Below are 16,332 nucleotides of genomic sequence, written 5' to 3' on the forward strand. Positions count from 1 at the left end.
CTTTTGTTGTTATAACATCTTGATTTAACCCGTAGATATTTATCATTATACCTAGAATCTGTTTATCCTTCGACTTGCTGATGTATGCATCTTGATTGATGATGAGTATAAAGTTATTTCATTGTGTTGTAGGACGAATAATATTCGTTGATAAAAAAATTCAGACCTTACTAAATTCAACTTTGAATTTATGACTTTAATCTTTACAATACGCCTTATATAAATAAGGGCTTCACATGAATCGTAAAAAGAAAATAAATAGTATCTTGCAAAAACGTTTGAAAAAGATAAATGCAAAAGTAGCACCTGGGACAAAAGAAAAATATATTTCAAAAGCAGAAAGAGCCAAAATAGCTGAAGAAAAGCAACAAGAATTATTAAACGAATCAATTATAGTAAATAAATAATAAAGCTAAAATTTTTTTTTGGGACTTTAGATTAAATTTTCTATTTACTAGATTTTATAGATATAACAGTTGATATTAGATGAATTTAACACTGTAAATACTTCAACAAGTTCTATGAATAATAATCAAAAGAAAATATTTGAACTTGTATTATAAAGTGATAGCTATTATTGCAAATGAAAAAACGACACAAAATATGAATCTGTTGTAAACGAATCTCTCTATATCAACTGAAGTGAATAATATTTAGGTGTTTTTGTAAAATACCCTATTAAAAAATCACGAAATAATTAAATAAAATTGTGAACACTTTTTTCTACTTATTTATCTATGCTAAAAACATCTTATATATATACAAAAAACAGTTCACATTTAAAGTTTAGATTGATATTCTTAACGCAATTAAATTATAGAGTATTATTTACCATGAAGAAGATAAGCCTGAAAGCACATTACCATCATCATATTACTTAATCTTTCAGGATGTTTCTTGGAAGAGTTTTTATGTGCTTCCAGTGGTTACCCAAATATAAACCCTCGGAAGTAAATCTCCCGAGGGTTTTTTAGTTTTAAATGCAAGGAAAATAAGAATGCCAGAACAACGTTTAAGAATCGCAATTCAGAAAAAAGGTCGTTTAAGTGACGATACAGTTAAACTACTAAAAGCCTGTGGCGTTAAGGTAAACCTTAATACACAACGTTTAATTGCGCACAGTGAAAATATGCCAATTGATATCCTTCGCGTGCGCGATGACGATATTCCAGGTCTAGTAATGGACGGTGTTGTTGACCTTGGTTTTATTGGTCAAAACGTATTAGAAGAAGAAAACATGATGCGTAAAGTAGCGAACGAACCTACTGCGCATAAAGTCGTAAAAGAATTAGCATTTGGTGAATGTCGTTTCTCACTAGCCGTTGATAACGACTTTGATTACCAAGGCGTACAATCTCTAGCAAACCTACGTATTGCAACAACATACGTACATATCCTTAAGCGTTTTATGGCTGAAGCTAAAGTACCTTACACATCTTGTATGTTAACGGGATCAGTTGAAGTTGCTCCACGTGCTGGTTTAGCTGATGCGATTTGTGATTTAGTGTCAACAGGTGCGACATTAGAAGCAAATGGATTGAAAGAAGTGGAAGTTATTTACCGCTCTACAGCTGTATTAATGCAACGTGACGAACCATTAACAGGTGACAAACAAGCTTTAGTTGACCGCATTTTAACGCGAATCGACGGTGTTCAAACGGCTAAAGAATCAAAATACATCATGCTTAATGCACCAAAAGCAAACCTAGCTGCAATCACTAACCTATTACCGGGGTCTGATTTACCGACAGTGATGGATTTAGCGGGTAGCGATGACCATGTTGCACTACATGTAGTTAGTAAAGAAAATCTGTTCTGGGAAACAATGGAACAATTAAAAGCATTAGGTGCAAGTTCAATTCTGGTTTTACCAATTGAAAAAATGATGGAGTAGTCCAGATCATGGGAATGAAAACAGTCAACTGGGAACAATTAACACCTGAACAGCAAACTGAATTGTTGAGTCGCCCTGCAATGGCCGATTCATCAGGTCTTACTGCGACAGTTTCAGATATTATTACTAATATTCGTGAAAACGGTGATCAAGCCTTACTTGAATACACAAAACGTTTTGATAAATTAGATGGTGATAACTTCACGTTAACAAACACAGATATCGAAGCGGCAACAAAACGCCTTGGTGCTGATATAAAAGATGCAATTAAAGTTGCATATGAACAGGTTGTGAAATTTCATAAAGCACAACAACAAGATGTTATACGTGTAGAAACAATGCCAGGTGTTGTATGTGAAATGCATACACAAGCAATTGAATCAGTTGGCTTATACATTCCTGGTGGCAGCGCGCCATTACCATCAACGGTGATAATGACAGGTGCACCTGCTCAAATAGCAGGTTGTTCACGTTTAGTGTTATGTTCGCCGCCACCACTTGCAGATGAAATTCTATATGCGGCATCACTATGTGGCGTGGATGAAATTTATTCTGTAGGTGGTGCACAAGCTATTGCTGCTCTAGCTTATGGCACAGAAACAATTAAATCAGTGGATAAAATATTTGGCCCAGGTAACTCATTTGTAACTGAAGCAAAGCGCCAAGTCAGTAATGATTTTTCTGGTGCTGCAATTGACATGCCTGCTGGTCCTTCAGAAGTATTAGTGATTGCCGATGAAGATGCCGATCCTGCTTTTATTGCCTCAGACTTATTATCTCAAGCTGAACATGGCCATGATTCGCAAACAATACTAGTAACTCCTTCTGCAAAGGTTGCCGAACAAACTGCACTTGAAATAGCAAGTCAACTTGCTGTGTTAGAGCGTCGTGAGATTGCCGAAAAAGCCATTGCCAATAGCGTAAGCATTGTGTGTAAAGATATTGATCAAGCAATAATGATTTCAAATCGTTATGCGCCAGAGCATTTGATTGTACAAACTGAGCAACCTCGTTTGTTACAACCTTTGCTTAAAAATGCAGGTTCAATCTTTTTAGGTGCTTGGACGCCTGAATCGGTAGGCGATTACGCAAGTGGAACAAACCACGTGTTACCAACATACGGTTACACAAAAACCTATTCAAGTTTGGGTTTAGCTGATTTTGTAAAACGCTATACGGTACAAGAGTTAACGCAGGAAGGATTAAGAAACCTTGCGCCAGCTGTAACTTGTCTTGCCGCTGCTGAAGGGTTAACGGCTCATAAACGTGCAGTGACTATTCGTATGGAAAAACTTGAAAGCTTAAATAAGTAACAATAAAAAATAATAGTTAAAAAGTCGTACTAAATATAAGTTCAATAATTGACCTGAGCATTGAGTTGCTCAGGCATTCGTTAGGGATGAAACACGATGAGTAACATCAAAAAGCTGGCTAGAAAAACAGTTCAAGCATTAACACCTTATCTTTCCGCGCGCCGTATTGGCGGTAATGGAGATGTTTGGTTAAATGCCAATGAAGCTCCCGATTGCAGTACTTATCAACTTGATTCATCAAAATTACACCGTTACCCAGAATTCCAACCGCCTCAAATTATCAATGCCTACGCAGCTTATGCAAAACTAAACGCAGACCAAGTGTTAACGACACGTGGTGCAGATGAAAGTATCGAAATTTTAATTAGAACTTTTTGCGAACCTAGTCTTGATAGTATTTTAATCTGCCCTCCTACTTATGGTATGTACGCAATTAGCGCAGAAACCTGTGGTGTTGCCATTGAAGAAGTACAGTTACAAGCTAACTTTGATGTAGATTACGAAGCAGTTAAAAAAGCAGTATTAGAATCTAATGGTAAAATAAAAATCGTCTTCTTATGTGCGCCAAATAACCCGACTGGTAATATGTTAGACAAAAACAAGCTTGCTGATTTATTAACAGCAACAGCAGGTAAAGCATTAATCGTAGCCGATGAAGCTTATATCGAATTTTGTCCTGAATTCACACAAACAGATTTAATTGCAGATCACGAGAATCTAGTGATCACAAGAACCCTTTCAAAAGCGTTTGCACTTGCATCCATACGTTGTGGCTTCACTCTAGCGCAATCGTCTGTAATTGAGATGATGAGTAAAGTGATTGCACCTTATCCAGTACCAGCACCTGTGGCACAAATTGCAGAGCAAGCATTATCCGCTGATGGATTAGAAGTCATGCGTGACCGTGTTGTTGTGTTAAACAATAATCGACTCGTATTAGCTAATGCGTTGACTAAAATAGAGTGTGTTGTGGATATCTTCCCAACAACGGGCAACTTCTTATTAGTTCGCTTTAAAGATTCAGCGAAAGTATTCAACGCTTTTGCTGACGACGGTATTATTATGCGAGATTTTGCTAATAAACCGCGTTTAGAAAATTGCGTTCGTATCACCATTGGTAACAGTGCTGAAATGAACAGAACATTAAATACCTTAAATTCACTGTAGGAACCTAAAATGAGCACACAAAAATTTCTATTCATCGACCGAGACGGCACATTAATCGATGAACCTATTAGTGATAAACAAGTAGATAGTCTTGAGAAGTTAGTTTTTGAACCTTACGTGATCCCAAGCTTATTAGCCTTACAAGATGCTGGATTCATCTTAGTGATCGTATCTAACCAAGATGGTTTAGGCACAGAAAGCTACCCGCAAAGTGATTTTGATATTCCACAAAACAAAATGATGGAAATATTTGCGTCACAAGGTGTTAAATTCGAAGCAACCTTATTATGCCCCCATTTCCCAGAAGATAACTGTAGCTGTCGTAAGCCACACTTAGGCATGGTGAAAGAATATTTACAGTCTGGCCGTATCGACCACGCTAACTCTTACGTGATTGGTGACCGTCATACTGATATTGGTTTAGCTGATAATATGGCGATTACTGGCATTCTATATAATAAAGAATCACTAGGCTGGAAACAAATAGTGAAGCAGTTAACAACCTCAGGTCGTACCGCTTCAGTAACTCGTACTACTAAAGAAACTGATATTAATGTATTTGTTGATTTAGATACGACAGGTGAGAATAAAATTGATACCGGTATGGGTTTCTTTGACCACATGTTAGATCAAATCGCAACACATGCTGGATTCCAATTAAATGTTAGTGTTAAAGGTGATTTACACATTGATGACCACCATAGTGTAGAAGATACTGCGTTAGCTCTAGGTGATGCCTTAGATAAAGCATTAGGTGATAAACGTGGTATTGGCCGCTTTGGTTTTGTACTACCAATGGATGAAACTAAAGCAAGTTGTACTTTAGACTTATCAGGCCGCCCTTTTCTTAAATTTAAAGCTAACTTTCCACGTGAATTGGTTGGCACTATGTCAACTGAAATGGTTGAGCATTTCTTCTATTCATTAGCACAAGCTATGCGTGCCACGATTCATTTAGAAGTTGAAAATGGTAATGCACATCATATGGTTGAGGGTTTATTTAAAACATTCGGTCGTACATTACGTCAAAGTATACAAATTATCGGAACGGATCTTCCTTCAAGTAAAGGTGTTTTATGATAGTTATTATTGATACAGGTTGCGCTAACCTATCGTCAGTACGTTTTGCTATTGAACGTTTAGGTTATGAAGTGGTTGTGAGTAAAGATCCAGCCATTCTACAACAAGCGACTAAATTGTTTTTACCGGGCGTAGGTACAGCTAAAGAAGCGATGGCGAACTTAATCGAGCGCAACCTAGTTGAAGAAATCAAAAAACTCACACAACCTGTTTTAGGTATTTGCTTAGGTATGCAAATGTTAGCCGAAGGCAGTGAAGAAGTGTTTGCAGAAGAAGCGGCTTCAGACGACGCTGAAAGTGAAGTGATTAAAACATTAGGTTTGGTCGATGGGTTTGTTGAGAAAATGGACGTTGCCCCATTACGCTCACCGCACATGGGCTGGAATCAAATCACGCCTAAGCTAGATGAACCTTTATTTAAAGATATTCCTGCAGGCACCTATTTCTATTTTGTACATAGTTACGCATTACCCGTTAATGAAAATACTATTGCAAGTTGTGAATACGGCACGCCTTTTACAGCCGCTGTTAATAAAGACAACTTTTACGGGGTTCAATTTCACCCTGAGCGTTCAGGCAAAGCCGGCGCGCAGCTAATCAAAAACTTTTTGGAGCTTTAATACTATGATTATCCCAGCACTTGACTTGATCGACGGTAAAGTTGTTCGTTTATACCAAGGCGATTACGATCAAAAAACAGTTTACAGCGATGATCCACAAAGCTTATACACTATTTACAATGAACAAGGCGCTAACTGGTTACACCTTGTTGATTTAGATGGCGCAAAAGATATTACAAAACGCCAACTAGGCGTGATTGAAGGTTTAATCAAAAACACCCCTGCTAAAGTACAAGTTGGTGGCGGCGTGCGTACAGAAGCTGACGTAAAAGGTTTACTAGACGCAGGTGCTCATCGTGTTGTTATCGGTTCAACGGCGGTTAAAGAGCCAGAGATGGTTGCAGGTTGGATGGAAAAATACGGCCCAGAGCATATCGTGTTAGCCTTAGACATCAATATTGATGCTAAAGGTAACAAAATCGTTGCGGTTTCAGGTTGGCAAGAAGCTAGCGGTCAAACGATTGAGTCGCTATTAGAGATCTACATGAAAGTAGGTTTAAAACACGTATTATGTACTGATATTTCTAAAGACGGCACATTAACTGGCTCAAACGTTGATCTATACAAAGAAATGGTAGTCGCTTTTCCAAGTGTTTCTTGGCAAGCGTCGGGTGGGATCGGCTCGTTAGCTGATATTGCAGATGTTGCTCGTTCAGGTGCTCAAGGAATGATCGTAGGACGTGCATTACTTGAAGGCAAGTTCACAGTAGAAGAAGCGATTAACTGCTGGCAGAATGCTTAATAAGCCTGTTTTAATCTAAAAAGCTTATAACTAAATAAAAATTAAATAAATGATTACGACTGAATATTTATATATTCGGTCGTAATTATTTTAATCTATAGTCGAAATATTAACTGCTCGACGGTAAAACCCAATCTTTGCGTGCAAAATGACAAGTGTAGCCATTAGGTAATCGTTGTAAATAATCCTGATGTTCAGGCTCAGCTTCCCAGAAGTCCCCGGCTGGTTCTAATTCTGTCACAACCACACCTGGCCATATGCCTGATGCATTAACATCAGAGATGGTTTTTATTGATTCTTGTAACTGACTTTCCGAAGTGTAATAAATAGCTGAACGATAAGACGCACCTAGATCATTACCTTGTCTTAACTTGGTAGAGGGATCGTGTATTTGAAAAAAGAACTCAAGTAACTTTCTGAAACTAATTTCATGATTATCAAATGTAATTTCAATACCTTCAGCATGTGTCCCGTGATCTCTATAAGTTGCATTAGCAACGTCACCACCGGTATAACCAACCCTAGTGGTTTCTACCCCAGGTAATTTACGGATTAAATCCTGCATTCCCCAAAAACAACCACCTGCTAATACTGCAATTTCTTTACTCATTATAATTCCTCAATTGTGCTGAATATTATTAAGTTTATGAATATACATAAACTTTAAATTAGATGATACCCGTTACCATTCAAGGTACAAAATTTAGCATGCGTTGAAGTGAACAGATACCGGGTAGAAAGAGAAGGATCTAACTGATTAAATCGATACTTTCTAACAACAAGATATTTACTTGATCGCTTGCCTTCTAGGCCGTTCGCTTGAGAACCTACCTACACTTTGTGGCACCTTCAATAAATACTTACCATTGTAATGATGTTGGGCCTTGAATTGGAGTTCAAGTTAATGACTGAACAAAGCACCTTAAACGGTAAAGTCTATATATCAATAACTAAAATATGTAGCATAAAAATTCAATCGTTATGCCATTGCTATAAATAAAAAGCCGAATTAATATTCGGCTTTTTATGGCTATCTTATTATGCTCAATTAACGCTATTTTCTTGCGACTAAATGAACCGTACTAATAGAACGTTCTAAAAAAGCGCCTTCACAATAAGCAAAGTAATATAACCAAAGTCGTTTAAACTCTTCATCGTAACCATGTCGTGTTAACTCACTCCAAGAAGCAAGGAAGTTAGAACGCCAATCGGCTAAAGTCTTAGCGTAATCTAAACCGATATCGTGCAAACCTTCTATCACTAAGTCACTACTTGTTGTTAACTGTTGAGAAAGAATATTTACCGACGGTAAAAAACCACCAGGGAATATATAACGTTGTATAAAATCAACATTATTTTTATAGTGATTAAAGCGTTGGTCTGCAATAGTAATCGATTGGATAAGCAGCTTCCCCCCCTCTTTTAAACGTGCATTACACTGTTCAAAAAAGCTTGGTAAAAACTCATATCCAACGGCTTCAATCATCTCAATTGAGACGACCTTGTCAAAAGTCCCAGTTAAATCTCGATAATCTTTTTTCAATAAAGTAATTTTTTCTTCTAACTTTAATGCTTTAACTCGTTGTTGTGCATAGTCGAATTGCGCATCAGAGATAGTTGTCGTTGTCACTTTACAACCGTAATGCTGGGCCGCATAAATGGCTAAGCCACCCCAACCGGTTCCAATTTCTAATAAGTGATCGTCTTTTGTTAATGCTAATCTGTCACAAATAGTTTTAAGTTTATATAACTGTGCGTATTCTAATGACGTTGTTTCAGAAGGATAGATAGCCGAAGAATACATCATTTGAGGATCAAGAAAGCGAGTGTAAAGTTCATTGCCGAGATCATAATGCGCTAGTATATTACGCTTCGAACCCGATTGGGTATTACGGTTCTGCCAGTGACTAATTGTATTCTTAATTTTATTAAGTAATGATCTATTTGAATCTAATTTATCCGTTTGCTGCTGTGCTTTAGCAAAAATGCGGATCACATGTGTTAAGTTAGGACTGCTCCACTTTCCTGCAATGAATGCTTCTGCAACACCAATGCTTCCCCCTTTCACAAAATCACGATACAGGCTCATATCATGGATATGTATTTTTGCCTTAAGCGTAGTATCATCTGAATCTTGTAATGTGTTTTCTGGAAAAAAAAGATGTTCAGAACCTTCAACAACCTCTAACTGACCATAACTCAGTTTTAAAAATACAGAATGGACTAATGAACGACAGCGTTTGTCAAACCAATTTGTTGTTTCTACTGCTGTAACATTGTGTATTTCTTCCATTGAATTCTCCTAGAATGTAGACTCTATAAAGCTTTAATTAATTTTTTGATAGCCGATAAAAGGTATTCTTTTAATAAATAACTTTAATGCTTGCCAATAAATACCGATAACTATCTTTCCTGTCATAATTGGAATTTGCGCCCAAACATGAAATAAATTTCGTTTACTGAATGCTTTTTTCTTTAAGATTAAACTGGCTTCAAATAGCTTGGTAACCTCACCATCTTCTTCATTAGTTCGCTTGTTTTCTATTTTCACTAATAATTTATCACTATTCACCTCAGGTGCCTTGATATGCCAGATGTAACTCATATCAAGATCCATAAAAGGTGATACCTGAAAAACCTTCTTACTTGTTTTAGGTTTATCATGCTCTAATAAATCGACTAAATAATAATGTCGTTCATTCCAAGGCGTATTGCTTACTTCTGCTAGCATTTGCGTACAATTATTGTCTTTGTCATAACAAAAATAAAAGTTAGCCGGACTGAAGTAGATGCCAAAACACCTGACCTGAACTAACATTAATATTCTTTCAATATCAGGAAAACCGTTGAGCAGATTAACTTTATCTTTTATACGCTGTGATAATGAGTTAGGTTCACTTCTTAGGTAATCTTTCTCAACAAAACGTAATGGGTGATACCAAGAAAAACCGAACACCCCTTGCCCCTTATCAGCCTGTTCAACCTCATCAACATCTAATGCCAACATAAATAAAGTCGTGTTAAAGCGATGAGTTTTAGGAAAAAACCGTTTATGGACAACGTTACCCACGTAAATATTACTTTGACTAAATACTGTAGTGGTTGATTTAACAGAAGACATGACAGCTATTTACTCGCAAATGCATCAAGAAAACAATCGAATCGCTGCGCTACTTCAACAGCACTTCTTACTCCGTCCTCATGAAAACCACTATGCCAATATGCACCGGCAAAATGTGTATGCTGTTTTCCACAAATAAGATCTCGTTGTTGTTGTGCTCTAATAGATGCTGAAGAGAAAATTGGATGATGATAATTATATTCTTTCAATATTTTATCTGGATCAATATCTTGCTTCTGATTCAATGTAACGCAAAAAGTATGGTCACTATAAAATTTCTGTAATATATTCATATTGTAGGTAACACTGGCAGGTTTAGAGCGATCTTGACTCAATTGATAATTCCAACTTGCCCAAGCAGTTTCTCTGTCTGGCAATAAACTGACATCAGTATGAAGAATCACAGAGTTCTCGCTGTAAGGCATGTCTGAAAGTAACATTTCTTCATCTACAGTAGCATCACTTAATAGCTTTAGAGCTTGATCTGAATGGCAAGCAATGACCACTTCATCAAATGTTTGTTTATCTTCTTCATTATCAAAATGTAATTGAATTTGGTTGTCATTACGCGTAATTCCAATAATTTGACTATTAAGATGAATTTTATCTTTAAATGGCGCGCAAAGTGGTGCTAAATAGCTTCTTGAACCATTCGGTATTACATACCATTGAGGCCTATCAGCTATGTTTAGGAGTCCATGATTGTGAAAAAACTGAACAAAAAAGCGAAACTCAAAATCTTCCATTTGCTCTAGGGAACTTGACCAAATAGCAGCGCCCATTGGTAAAATATAATGTTCAGCAAAGAAATCACTGAATTTATGCTCCGTTAAAAATTCACCTAGTGTTAATCCAGGCAAATAAACGTCAGCTTCGAAAATACCTTTACACAATTTATTGAATCGTAATATCTCTTTGACCAATAACCAAAATTTAGGGTTAAGTAAGTTTCGTCTTTGTGCAAACAATGTATTTAGATTATGCCCATTATATTCCAAACCAGTGTGGCAATTATGAACTGAAAAACTCATCTCAGTCGCTTTTTTACCAATGCCGATTTCATCGAGTAATGCTAAGTAATTAGGGTATGTTTTATCATTAAAAACAATAAAGCCGGTATCAATTGCGTAAGGTATTCCATCTTTTTCTATATCGACAGTAGCAGTATGCCCTCCAATATAATCATTTTTTTCGAATACGGTAACATTATGTTTTTTAGATAATAAATAAGCAGATGTAAGACCAGAAATGCCTGAACCAATAATTGCGATATTTTTCATGAAAGTTAATCCTTTACGATAATTTTCTGCCAAACAAAATCAGGCAATAATGAGATAGCTTTTAGTAGTAAGGTTAAACGTTTGGGGAAGTGTGCGTATGATCTTCGTTTTTCAATCGCCGTTATAATACGAGAAGCAGCTTCATCACTAGACAGTAAGAATGGCATTGAGAAATCATTTTTGTCTGTAAGAGGTGTTTTGATGAATCCAGGATGGATTAATGTGACATCAATTTCTTCTTTTATTAAATCTAATTTTAAACTTTTTGCTAAATAATCGACACCAGCTTTAGAGGCCCCGTAGGCTTCACTTCTTTGAAAAGGTAACAATGTTGCGCTTGAACTAACAAACACGACTTGTCCGCCCTTTTTTACTTTAGGTAAAAGATATTGCAACAACCACCCTAGTGAAATTAAATTAGTTTGAATAACATCAGCAAATAACTCACCATCAAAATGTTTGGCATCATCGATATACCGGCAGTTACCTGCATTTAAAATTAACACATCTAATGATTCTATAGTTCTTGAGGCTTCTTCAATGGCTTGTTGGTCTGTAATATCAAAGCAACAGGTTTTAAAAGCGACATTACCCATCGAAGAGAGCTGTTGTTGATTTCTTCCACAAGCAATGACTTGTTCTCCCTGTTCGCTATACTGTTCAAACAAAGAATAACCAATACCAGACGTTGCCCCTGTAATTAAAATAGTTTTATTCGACATTATTTAGCCGCCTTACTTTTAACTAAACGGATCACTTTCCCTAAGACAGGTAGTTGCTCATATAGCATAGAGCCTAAATCTAAAAAATCACGATGATAAATCACCTTTCCGTCTTTAGAGCGTAAATGAGAGCTGCCAAACACAGAAACTTCATTACCTTTATTAAGTTTAGGGTGCTGATAAATCATCTCCCAATATATGGCTGCTTGATCTGGTTGAGCAATAACATTACTGATAATAAACTGACAACTATTAAGGTTCTGGTACAAACCTTGAAAGTATTGTTGCAGGTCAGTTAACCCATTTATTTCATGAATAGGATCAATAAAAGTCACTTCCTGATGATAAATTGAGTCTAATAAGTCTAAATTATTAATGTTGAGTTTTTGATATACCGAATTAAACTCATTTAACCAATCAGGTGACTTATCATGTAAAGATTCATTATTCATATTGCCTGCCATATACAGTGAGAAACTAAAAGTGACACTATCAATATAACCATTAACAACGGACTTAATTAATATTTTAGTGTCAAACGCCTATTTATAAAAAGCTAAAGCATTTAATCTGGCTTCTTTGTGATCAACAATCGCAGGCCAATAAATAGATAAGTGTTGTTGCTTAATATATTTATGTGGAAAGTGAATTTGTTTGTCAGGTATTTTACTTAGCTCCGGTATATATTTACGAATAAAAATCCCTTTAGGATCAAATCTTTCGCTCTGTGTAATAGGGTTAAAAATTCTAAAGTAAGGTTGAGCATCACAACCAGTACTTGAAGCCCACTGCCAACCACCATTATTTGAGGCTAAATCACCATCAATTAAATGCTGCATAAAATACTTCTCACCTAAGCGCCAATCTATTAAAAGATGCTTTGTTAAAAAGCTAGCAACGACCATACGTAATCGATTATGCATCCATCCAGTTTGGTTAAGTTGTCTCATCGCAGCATCTACTAGTGGATACCCTGTCTTGCCTTCACACCATGCAGTAAAAAGCTTTTCATCATAAGGCCACATCGCTTGATGATATTTTTCGTTAAAGCATTGATGTTTACATAATCGAGGTTGGTCGAACATTAAATGGCGATAAAATTCACGCCATATAATTTCATTTAACCAACAAAACTCTTCACTATCACTAGAGATTAAAATGTCAGGAAATTTATTTAGTAACGTATTGAAAATATAACCCGGACTTAATACACCCGCAGCGAGATAAGGAGAAAAGCCACTGGTGCCTTTAATCGAAGGAATATCACGTACCGTTTTATAATGAGTGACTTTATCTCGATAAAATTGTGGTATTGCTTTATCCATCACTACATTAACTAAAGGCCATTTACTCGAAAGTGAGTCTGATTGAGTTGTTTTCTTTGACTCATCTGAAGCAGTGGTATTAATTGGTTCTATATTACCCAGATAATTAAAGCCAAATTCGCGAACATAAGTTAACCAAGCTTTCTTAAAAGGTGTAAATACCTTATACATTTTACCTGACTGATTAACTATCTTACCTTTCGGTACAATCACATCAGCTTCAAACAATGTTAAAGGAATACCCTGTTCTAGACAGGTACGATCACGTTGGACTTCGTTATATTCAAGCTCGCTATTTGCTATTACGCTACTTATATCATGTTGTTCACAATATGATTTTAGATAGTCAATTTGCGCAGTGAAATCATCTACTTCGACAATAGATAACTCAATACTTAATGCTGCTAATTCATCGACCAAAGCTTGAGCGTGACGTTTAACAAAATCTATTTTTATAGCAGACCAATCATGATCTATCCATTGAGGTTCTGATATAAAGAATATAGCTTTAGCCGGTTTTTCTGAGGTAGATTGATTGATAAAAAATTGTAAGGCAGGATTATCGTTTGTTCTTAAATCATTACGAAACCAAATTAATTGTGTCATAAGGTTAAAATATTTCCTTTCGCATTTTATTAAACAAACGCGACTCAATGTTAAGTCGCGTTTGCAAATTAAGTATTAATTAACAGTATTAATAAGCATATCTTAGTCTTAACTCATCTGGATAAGGCGATAAGTAAGATTGTCCTTTTAAGTAGTCTTTTGGATACTGCATCAAATAATGATTTATCAAGGTTAACGGTGCAATCAAAGGTAATAACCCTAAACGATATCCATCAATCTGTTCACATAACTCTTTACGTTGTGCCGCGACTAAATGCTTAGAAAAATACCCTTGAATATGGGTTAAAGTATTAACATGGTTTTTACGTGTAGCCGGGATTTTAAGCGCTTCCATTAAACCAGAAATATACTGTGAAGCTTTTTCTGCTAATGGTAAATCAACATCTGCTAACAACTGCCCTAACTTTTTGTAAGCCACTAAGTTGTGACTCATTACTGTATATTTGTAATGACTATGAAAAGTAGTTAGCTTATGTTTTGTTAAACCAGTTTCACTTACATTTTGCCAATGTTTGTAAGCGTAAATACGCGCTACAAAATTTTCACGAATATGCATGTCATTTAGACGTCCATTTTCTTCACATGGTAACAAAGGGTTAGCTTCCATTATTTCTTTAGCAAAAGCGCCTATCCCTTCTGATGTTAAAGAATTACCCTCAGGTGAATAAACCTTAACCCTTTCCATACCACAACTTGGACTTTTAGCACAAAAAACATAACCACTTAAATGTTTAGTCATTGCTGCTACTTTTTTACCATAAGCATGTAAGGCTTCTGTTACATCACCACTTCCATCGGGTCTTGCAACAGTAATTAAGTCATCTTTTTTTATTAAGCGTATAGTTGGACGGGGTATTGGTAAACCTATCGCAACTTCAGGGCAAAAAGATTCGTACTCAACATGTTCACCTAATTCATCTATACAGAATCTAGAAGGTTTATTGCTTGAATCAAATCTGACTTTTTGTCCAATTAAACAAGCACTAATACCAATTTTAATATCTTCTTTTTTTACCGAATAAATCATTATTCGCTCCCTTGAATAAATAAACAGCTGCCGATCAATAGATAAACGTTTAATCGATTAATAAATAAAATTACCAATAGGATTTAATAGTTTATTAATTCCTTGAGTAAAGTGTAGTGCATCATTAGCAACTGTGTAGCATAAGCAGCCTTTTTCAGACATTGGCGTATGAGTGAAAGTGCCATCAAGCATGATGAAATCGCCCTTGTGATATTCACCTTTATGATCTTTAAATGACCCGTCTAATAACACCGTTAACTCAAAACCTTTATGAGTGTGCGCCGGAACGCCACCTCCAGCATTGATGTGAAGCAAATTCGAATGAATTTCATCTTCATTCAACTGTAAACGAGAACGAGACAATTTACCTACATTTGCCGTTTTACCAAAACCTACATTATTTAAAACAGTTGGTAGTACATAAGTTTTGTCTTTAAATGTGATGCTTCTATCAACGGGTTTTGCGATTTCGTCTAACGCTTCAGAGAATGTAATATTACTTATCATTGAGTCAAAAATTGCATCAGCATCTAAGCCATCATCGACAGTTGCTTCTAAATAGCTAAAGTCATCTAAATCATCTAAGCTAATCACATCTTCTTCGAAACTTTGTTCTGCAACCTGTTCTGTCAATTGTACAATTTTTTGTTGGCAAAGTGGGCACATGTCAGCGTGAATTGTAATTGCTATAGATAATGAAGCTGGTAAATCACCATTAACAAATGCTTCAATTAACTCAAATTTAGGATGATGTTTAATCATTATCTTCTCCTAAGTGCACTTTCAATTTAGCTAACGCCAAACGTAATCTAGATTTAATTGTGCCTAGTGGTAAATTAAGATGGTTAGCCAATTGTTCCTGTGACATTTCCATCAGATAAAAGCCTTTTACAACTTCTTGTTGAGTTTCTGGTAACGCTTCAATAACGCGTAATAATTGTTTATTTTCAAGATGATCTTCATAAGGCTGTTCTTCAGACACTGCACTCTCTGCAATTGGCCAAATATCATCACTTAAGTTATCTTCTTTATTGCTTTTAATTTTTCGTAGTATGTCAAAGGTAACGTTACGCATTACGGTATAAACCCATGTTGTGGCTGCACCTTTGTCTGAATCAAACAAATGAGCTTTACGCCATACGTTACTCATCGTCTCTTGAACGACCTCATGAGATTGCGCTTCATTAGGGAATTTACTACGTGCGATACGTTGTATTTTTGGGGCAAAGAACTTAAATAAGTGAGTGAATGCAATTTTACATCTTGCATCTGCAACTTCTTTAAGCCATGCACTAAGTTTAGTGTGGTCTATTTTATCTGTCATGTTGTTAGATTTAGCATGACTAACTCGTGTTGGCAATTCAGTTTGTACAGCTACCATAATTTATTCCCAAATTTGGACTCTGGATACTAA

General features: G+C 36.1%; 17 protein-coding genes and 1 other annotated feature. Of the genes, 7 read left to right on the forward strand and 10 right to left on the reverse strand.

The annotated features are described in order from the left end of the window. Positions 1–236: 236 nt before the first annotated feature. From GQR59_RS08260 to hisA, 7 genes are all read left to right on the forward strand, one after another. Positions 237–407: a DUF2986 domain-containing protein gene (locus tag GQR59_RS08260; RefSeq protein ID WP_160061530.1), complete on the forward strand. Its 171-nt coding sequence runs from the start codon at positions 237–239 to the stop codon at positions 405–407. Positions 408–856: 449 nt separating this feature from the next. Further along, positions 857–975, forward strand: a sequence feature (His leader region). A gap of 22 nt (positions 976–997) precedes the next feature. Further along, positions 998–1,894 (forward strand): ATP phosphoribosyltransferase, encoded by an 897-nt coding sequence (gene hisG, locus GQR59_RS08265; RefSeq protein WP_160061532.1) that lies wholly within the window; start codon positions 998–1,000, stop codon positions 1,892–1,894. 14 nt (positions 1,895–1,908) lie between these two features. Next, the gene (gene hisD, locus GQR59_RS08270; RefSeq protein WP_160061534.1) at positions 1,909–3,207 is read left to right on the forward strand and encodes a histidinol dehydrogenase; all 1,299 of its coding nucleotides are present in this window, start codon (positions 1,909–1,911) and stop codon (positions 3,205–3,207) included. A 96-nt stretch (positions 3,208–3,303) separates the two neighbouring features. Next, positions 3,304–4,374, forward strand: coding sequence for a histidinol-phosphate transaminase (gene hisC, locus GQR59_RS08275; protein WP_160061536.1), 1,071 nt, complete (start codon positions 3,304–3,306; stop codon positions 4,372–4,374). Positions 4,375–4,383: 9 nt separating this feature from the next. After that, positions 4,384–5,454, forward strand: coding sequence for a bifunctional histidinol-phosphatase/imidazoleglycerol-phosphate dehydratase HisB (hisB, locus tag GQR59_RS08280; protein ID WP_160061538.1), 1,071 nt, complete (start codon positions 4,384–4,386; stop codon positions 5,452–5,454). Further along, on the forward strand, positions 5,451–6,074 hold the full coding sequence (gene hisH, locus GQR59_RS08285) for an imidazole glycerol phosphate synthase subunit HisH (protein WP_160061540.1): 624 nt from the start codon (positions 5,451–5,453) through the stop codon (positions 6,072–6,074). The genes hisB and hisH overlap by 4 nt, the downstream gene beginning before the upstream one ends. A gap of 4 nt (positions 6,075–6,078) precedes the next feature. Further along, positions 6,079–6,816 (forward strand): 1-(5-phosphoribosyl)-5-[(5-phosphoribosylamino)methylideneamino]imidazole-4-carboxamide isomerase, encoded by a 738-nt coding sequence (gene hisA / locus GQR59_RS08290; protein WP_160061542.1) that lies wholly within the window; start codon positions 6,079–6,081, stop codon positions 6,814–6,816. A gap of 109 nt (positions 6,817–6,925) precedes the next feature. On the opposite strand, the gene msrA is transcribed toward hisA, so the two are convergent. The 10 genes from msrA to GQR59_RS08340 form a co-directional block, all read right to left on the reverse strand. Beyond that, positions 6,926–7,426 carry a peptide-methionine (S)-S-oxide reductase MsrA gene (gene msrA, locus GQR59_RS08295; RefSeq protein WP_160061544.1) on the reverse strand — a complete coding sequence of 167 codons (501 nt, stop codon included), beginning with the start codon at positions 7,424–7,426 and terminating at the stop codon, positions 6,926–6,928. A gap of 444 nt (positions 7,427–7,870) precedes the next feature. Beyond that, on the reverse strand, positions 7,871–9,109 hold the full coding sequence (locus GQR59_RS08300; protein WP_160061546.1) for an SAM-dependent methyltransferase: 1,239 nt from the start codon (positions 9,107–9,109) through the stop codon (positions 7,871–7,873). A gap of 33 nt (positions 9,110–9,142) precedes the next feature. Beyond that, positions 9,143–9,937, reverse strand: a complete 795-nt coding sequence (locus GQR59_RS08305) for a DUF1365 domain-containing protein (protein ID WP_160061548.1) — start codon at positions 9,935–9,937, stop codon at positions 9,143–9,145. 5 nt (positions 9,938–9,942) lie between these two features. Next, positions 9,943–11,217 (reverse strand): NAD(P)/FAD-dependent oxidoreductase, encoded by a 1,275-nt coding sequence (locus tag GQR59_RS08310; RefSeq protein WP_160061550.1) that lies wholly within the window; start codon positions 11,215–11,217, stop codon positions 9,943–9,945. Between the two features lie 5 nt (positions 11,218–11,222). Further along, complete coding sequence (locus GQR59_RS08315) at positions 11,223–11,939, reverse strand: SDR family NAD(P)-dependent oxidoreductase (RefSeq protein ID WP_160061552.1); 717 nt, start codon at positions 11,937–11,939, stop codon at positions 11,223–11,225. Then, positions 11,939–12,391, reverse strand: a complete 453-nt coding sequence (locus GQR59_RS08320; RefSeq protein ID WP_160061554.1) for a nuclear transport factor 2 family protein — start codon at positions 12,389–12,391, stop codon at positions 11,939–11,941. Before GQR59_RS08320 ends, GQR59_RS08315 begins: the two co-directional genes overlap by 1 nt. Positions 12,392–12,481: 90 nt before the next feature. Continuing rightward, a complete protein-coding gene (phrB, locus tag GQR59_RS08325) occupies positions 12,482–13,870 on the reverse strand; it encodes a deoxyribodipyrimidine photo-lyase (RefSeq protein WP_160061556.1) in 1,389 nt (462 codons plus the stop codon). A gap of 88 nt (positions 13,871–13,958) precedes the next feature. Further along, a complete protein-coding gene (locus GQR59_RS08330; RefSeq protein ID WP_160061558.1) occupies positions 13,959–14,918 on the reverse strand; it encodes a YbgA family protein in 960 nt (319 codons plus the stop codon). Positions 14,919–14,975: 57 nt separating this feature from the next. Further along, entirely contained in the window at positions 14,976–15,680 is a 705-nt protein-coding gene (locus GQR59_RS08335) for a ChrR family anti-sigma-E factor (protein ID WP_160061560.1), read from the reverse strand. Beyond that, positions 15,673–16,299: a sigma-70 family RNA polymerase sigma factor gene (locus GQR59_RS08340; protein WP_160061562.1), complete on the reverse strand. Its 627-nt coding sequence runs from the start codon at positions 16,297–16,299 to the stop codon at positions 15,673–15,675. The genes GQR59_RS08335 and GQR59_RS08340 overlap by 8 nt, the downstream gene beginning before the upstream one ends. Positions 16,300–16,332 lie beyond the last annotated feature (33 nt).

Source organism: Psychromonas sp. L1A2 (assembly GCF_009828855.1).
GTDB lineage: Bacteria > Pseudomonadota > Gammaproteobacteria > Enterobacterales > Psychromonadaceae > Psychromonas.

What these genes read in the sequence shown, in the direction of transcription:
- GQR59_RS08305 (WP_160061548.1), bottom strand. Translation starts at nt 9,937, where the DNA reads ATGTCTTCTGTTAAATCAACCACTACAGTATTTAGTCAAAGTAATATT.
- GQR59_RS08330 (WP_160061558.1), bottom strand. Translation starts at nt 14,918, where the DNA reads ATGATTTATTCGGTAAAAAAAGAAGATATTAAAATTGGTATTAGTGCT.
- GQR59_RS08335 (WP_160061560.1), bottom strand. Translation starts at nt 15,680, where the DNA reads ATGATTAAACATCATCCTAAATTTGAGTTAATTGAAGCATTTGTTAAT.
- GQR59_RS08300 (WP_160061546.1), bottom strand. Translation starts at nt 9,109, where the DNA reads ATGGAAGAAATACACAATGTTACAGCAGTAGAAACAACAAATTGGTTT.
- hisA (WP_160061542.1), top strand. Translation starts at nt 6,079, where the DNA reads ATGATTATCCCAGCACTTGACTTGATCGACGGTAAAGTTGTTCGTTTA.
- phrB (WP_160061556.1), bottom strand. Translation starts at nt 13,870, where the DNA reads ATGACACAATTAATTTGGTTTCGTAATGATTTAAGAACAAACGATAAT.
- GQR59_RS08310 (WP_160061550.1), bottom strand. Translation starts at nt 11,217, where the DNA reads ATGAAAAATATCGCAATTATTGGTTCAGGCATTTCTGGTCTTACATCT.
- msrA (WP_160061544.1), bottom strand. Translation starts at nt 7,426, where the DNA reads ATGAGTAAAGAAATTGCAGTATTAGCAGGTGGTTGTTTTTGGGGAATG.
- GQR59_RS08340 (WP_160061562.1), bottom strand. Translation starts at nt 16,299, where the DNA reads ATGGTAGCTGTACAAACTGAATTGCCAACACGAGTTAGTCATGCTAAA.
- hisG (WP_160061532.1), top strand. Translation starts at nt 998, where the DNA reads ATGCCAGAACAACGTTTAAGAATCGCAATTCAGAAAAAAGGTCGTTTA.
- hisH (WP_160061540.1), top strand. Translation starts at nt 5,451, where the DNA reads ATGATAGTTATTATTGATACAGGTTGCGCTAACCTATCGTCAGTACGT.
- GQR59_RS08320 (WP_160061554.1), bottom strand. Translation starts at nt 12,391, where the DNA reads ATGAATAATGAATCTTTACATGATAAGTCACCTGATTGGTTAAATGAG.
- GQR59_RS08260 (WP_160061530.1), top strand. Translation starts at nt 237, where the DNA reads ATGAATCGTAAAAAGAAAATAAATAGTATCTTGCAAAAACGTTTGAAA.
- GQR59_RS08315 (WP_160061552.1), bottom strand. Translation starts at nt 11,939, where the DNA reads ATGTCGAATAAAACTATTTTAATTACAGGGGCAACGTCTGGTATTGGT.
- hisB (WP_160061538.1), top strand. Translation starts at nt 4,384, where the DNA reads ATGAGCACACAAAAATTTCTATTCATCGACCGAGACGGCACATTAATC.
- hisD (WP_160061534.1), top strand. Translation starts at nt 1,909, where the DNA reads ATGAAAACAGTCAACTGGGAACAATTAACACCTGAACAGCAAACTGAA.
- hisC (WP_160061536.1), top strand. Translation starts at nt 3,304, where the DNA reads ATGAGTAACATCAAAAAGCTGGCTAGAAAAACAGTTCAAGCATTAACA.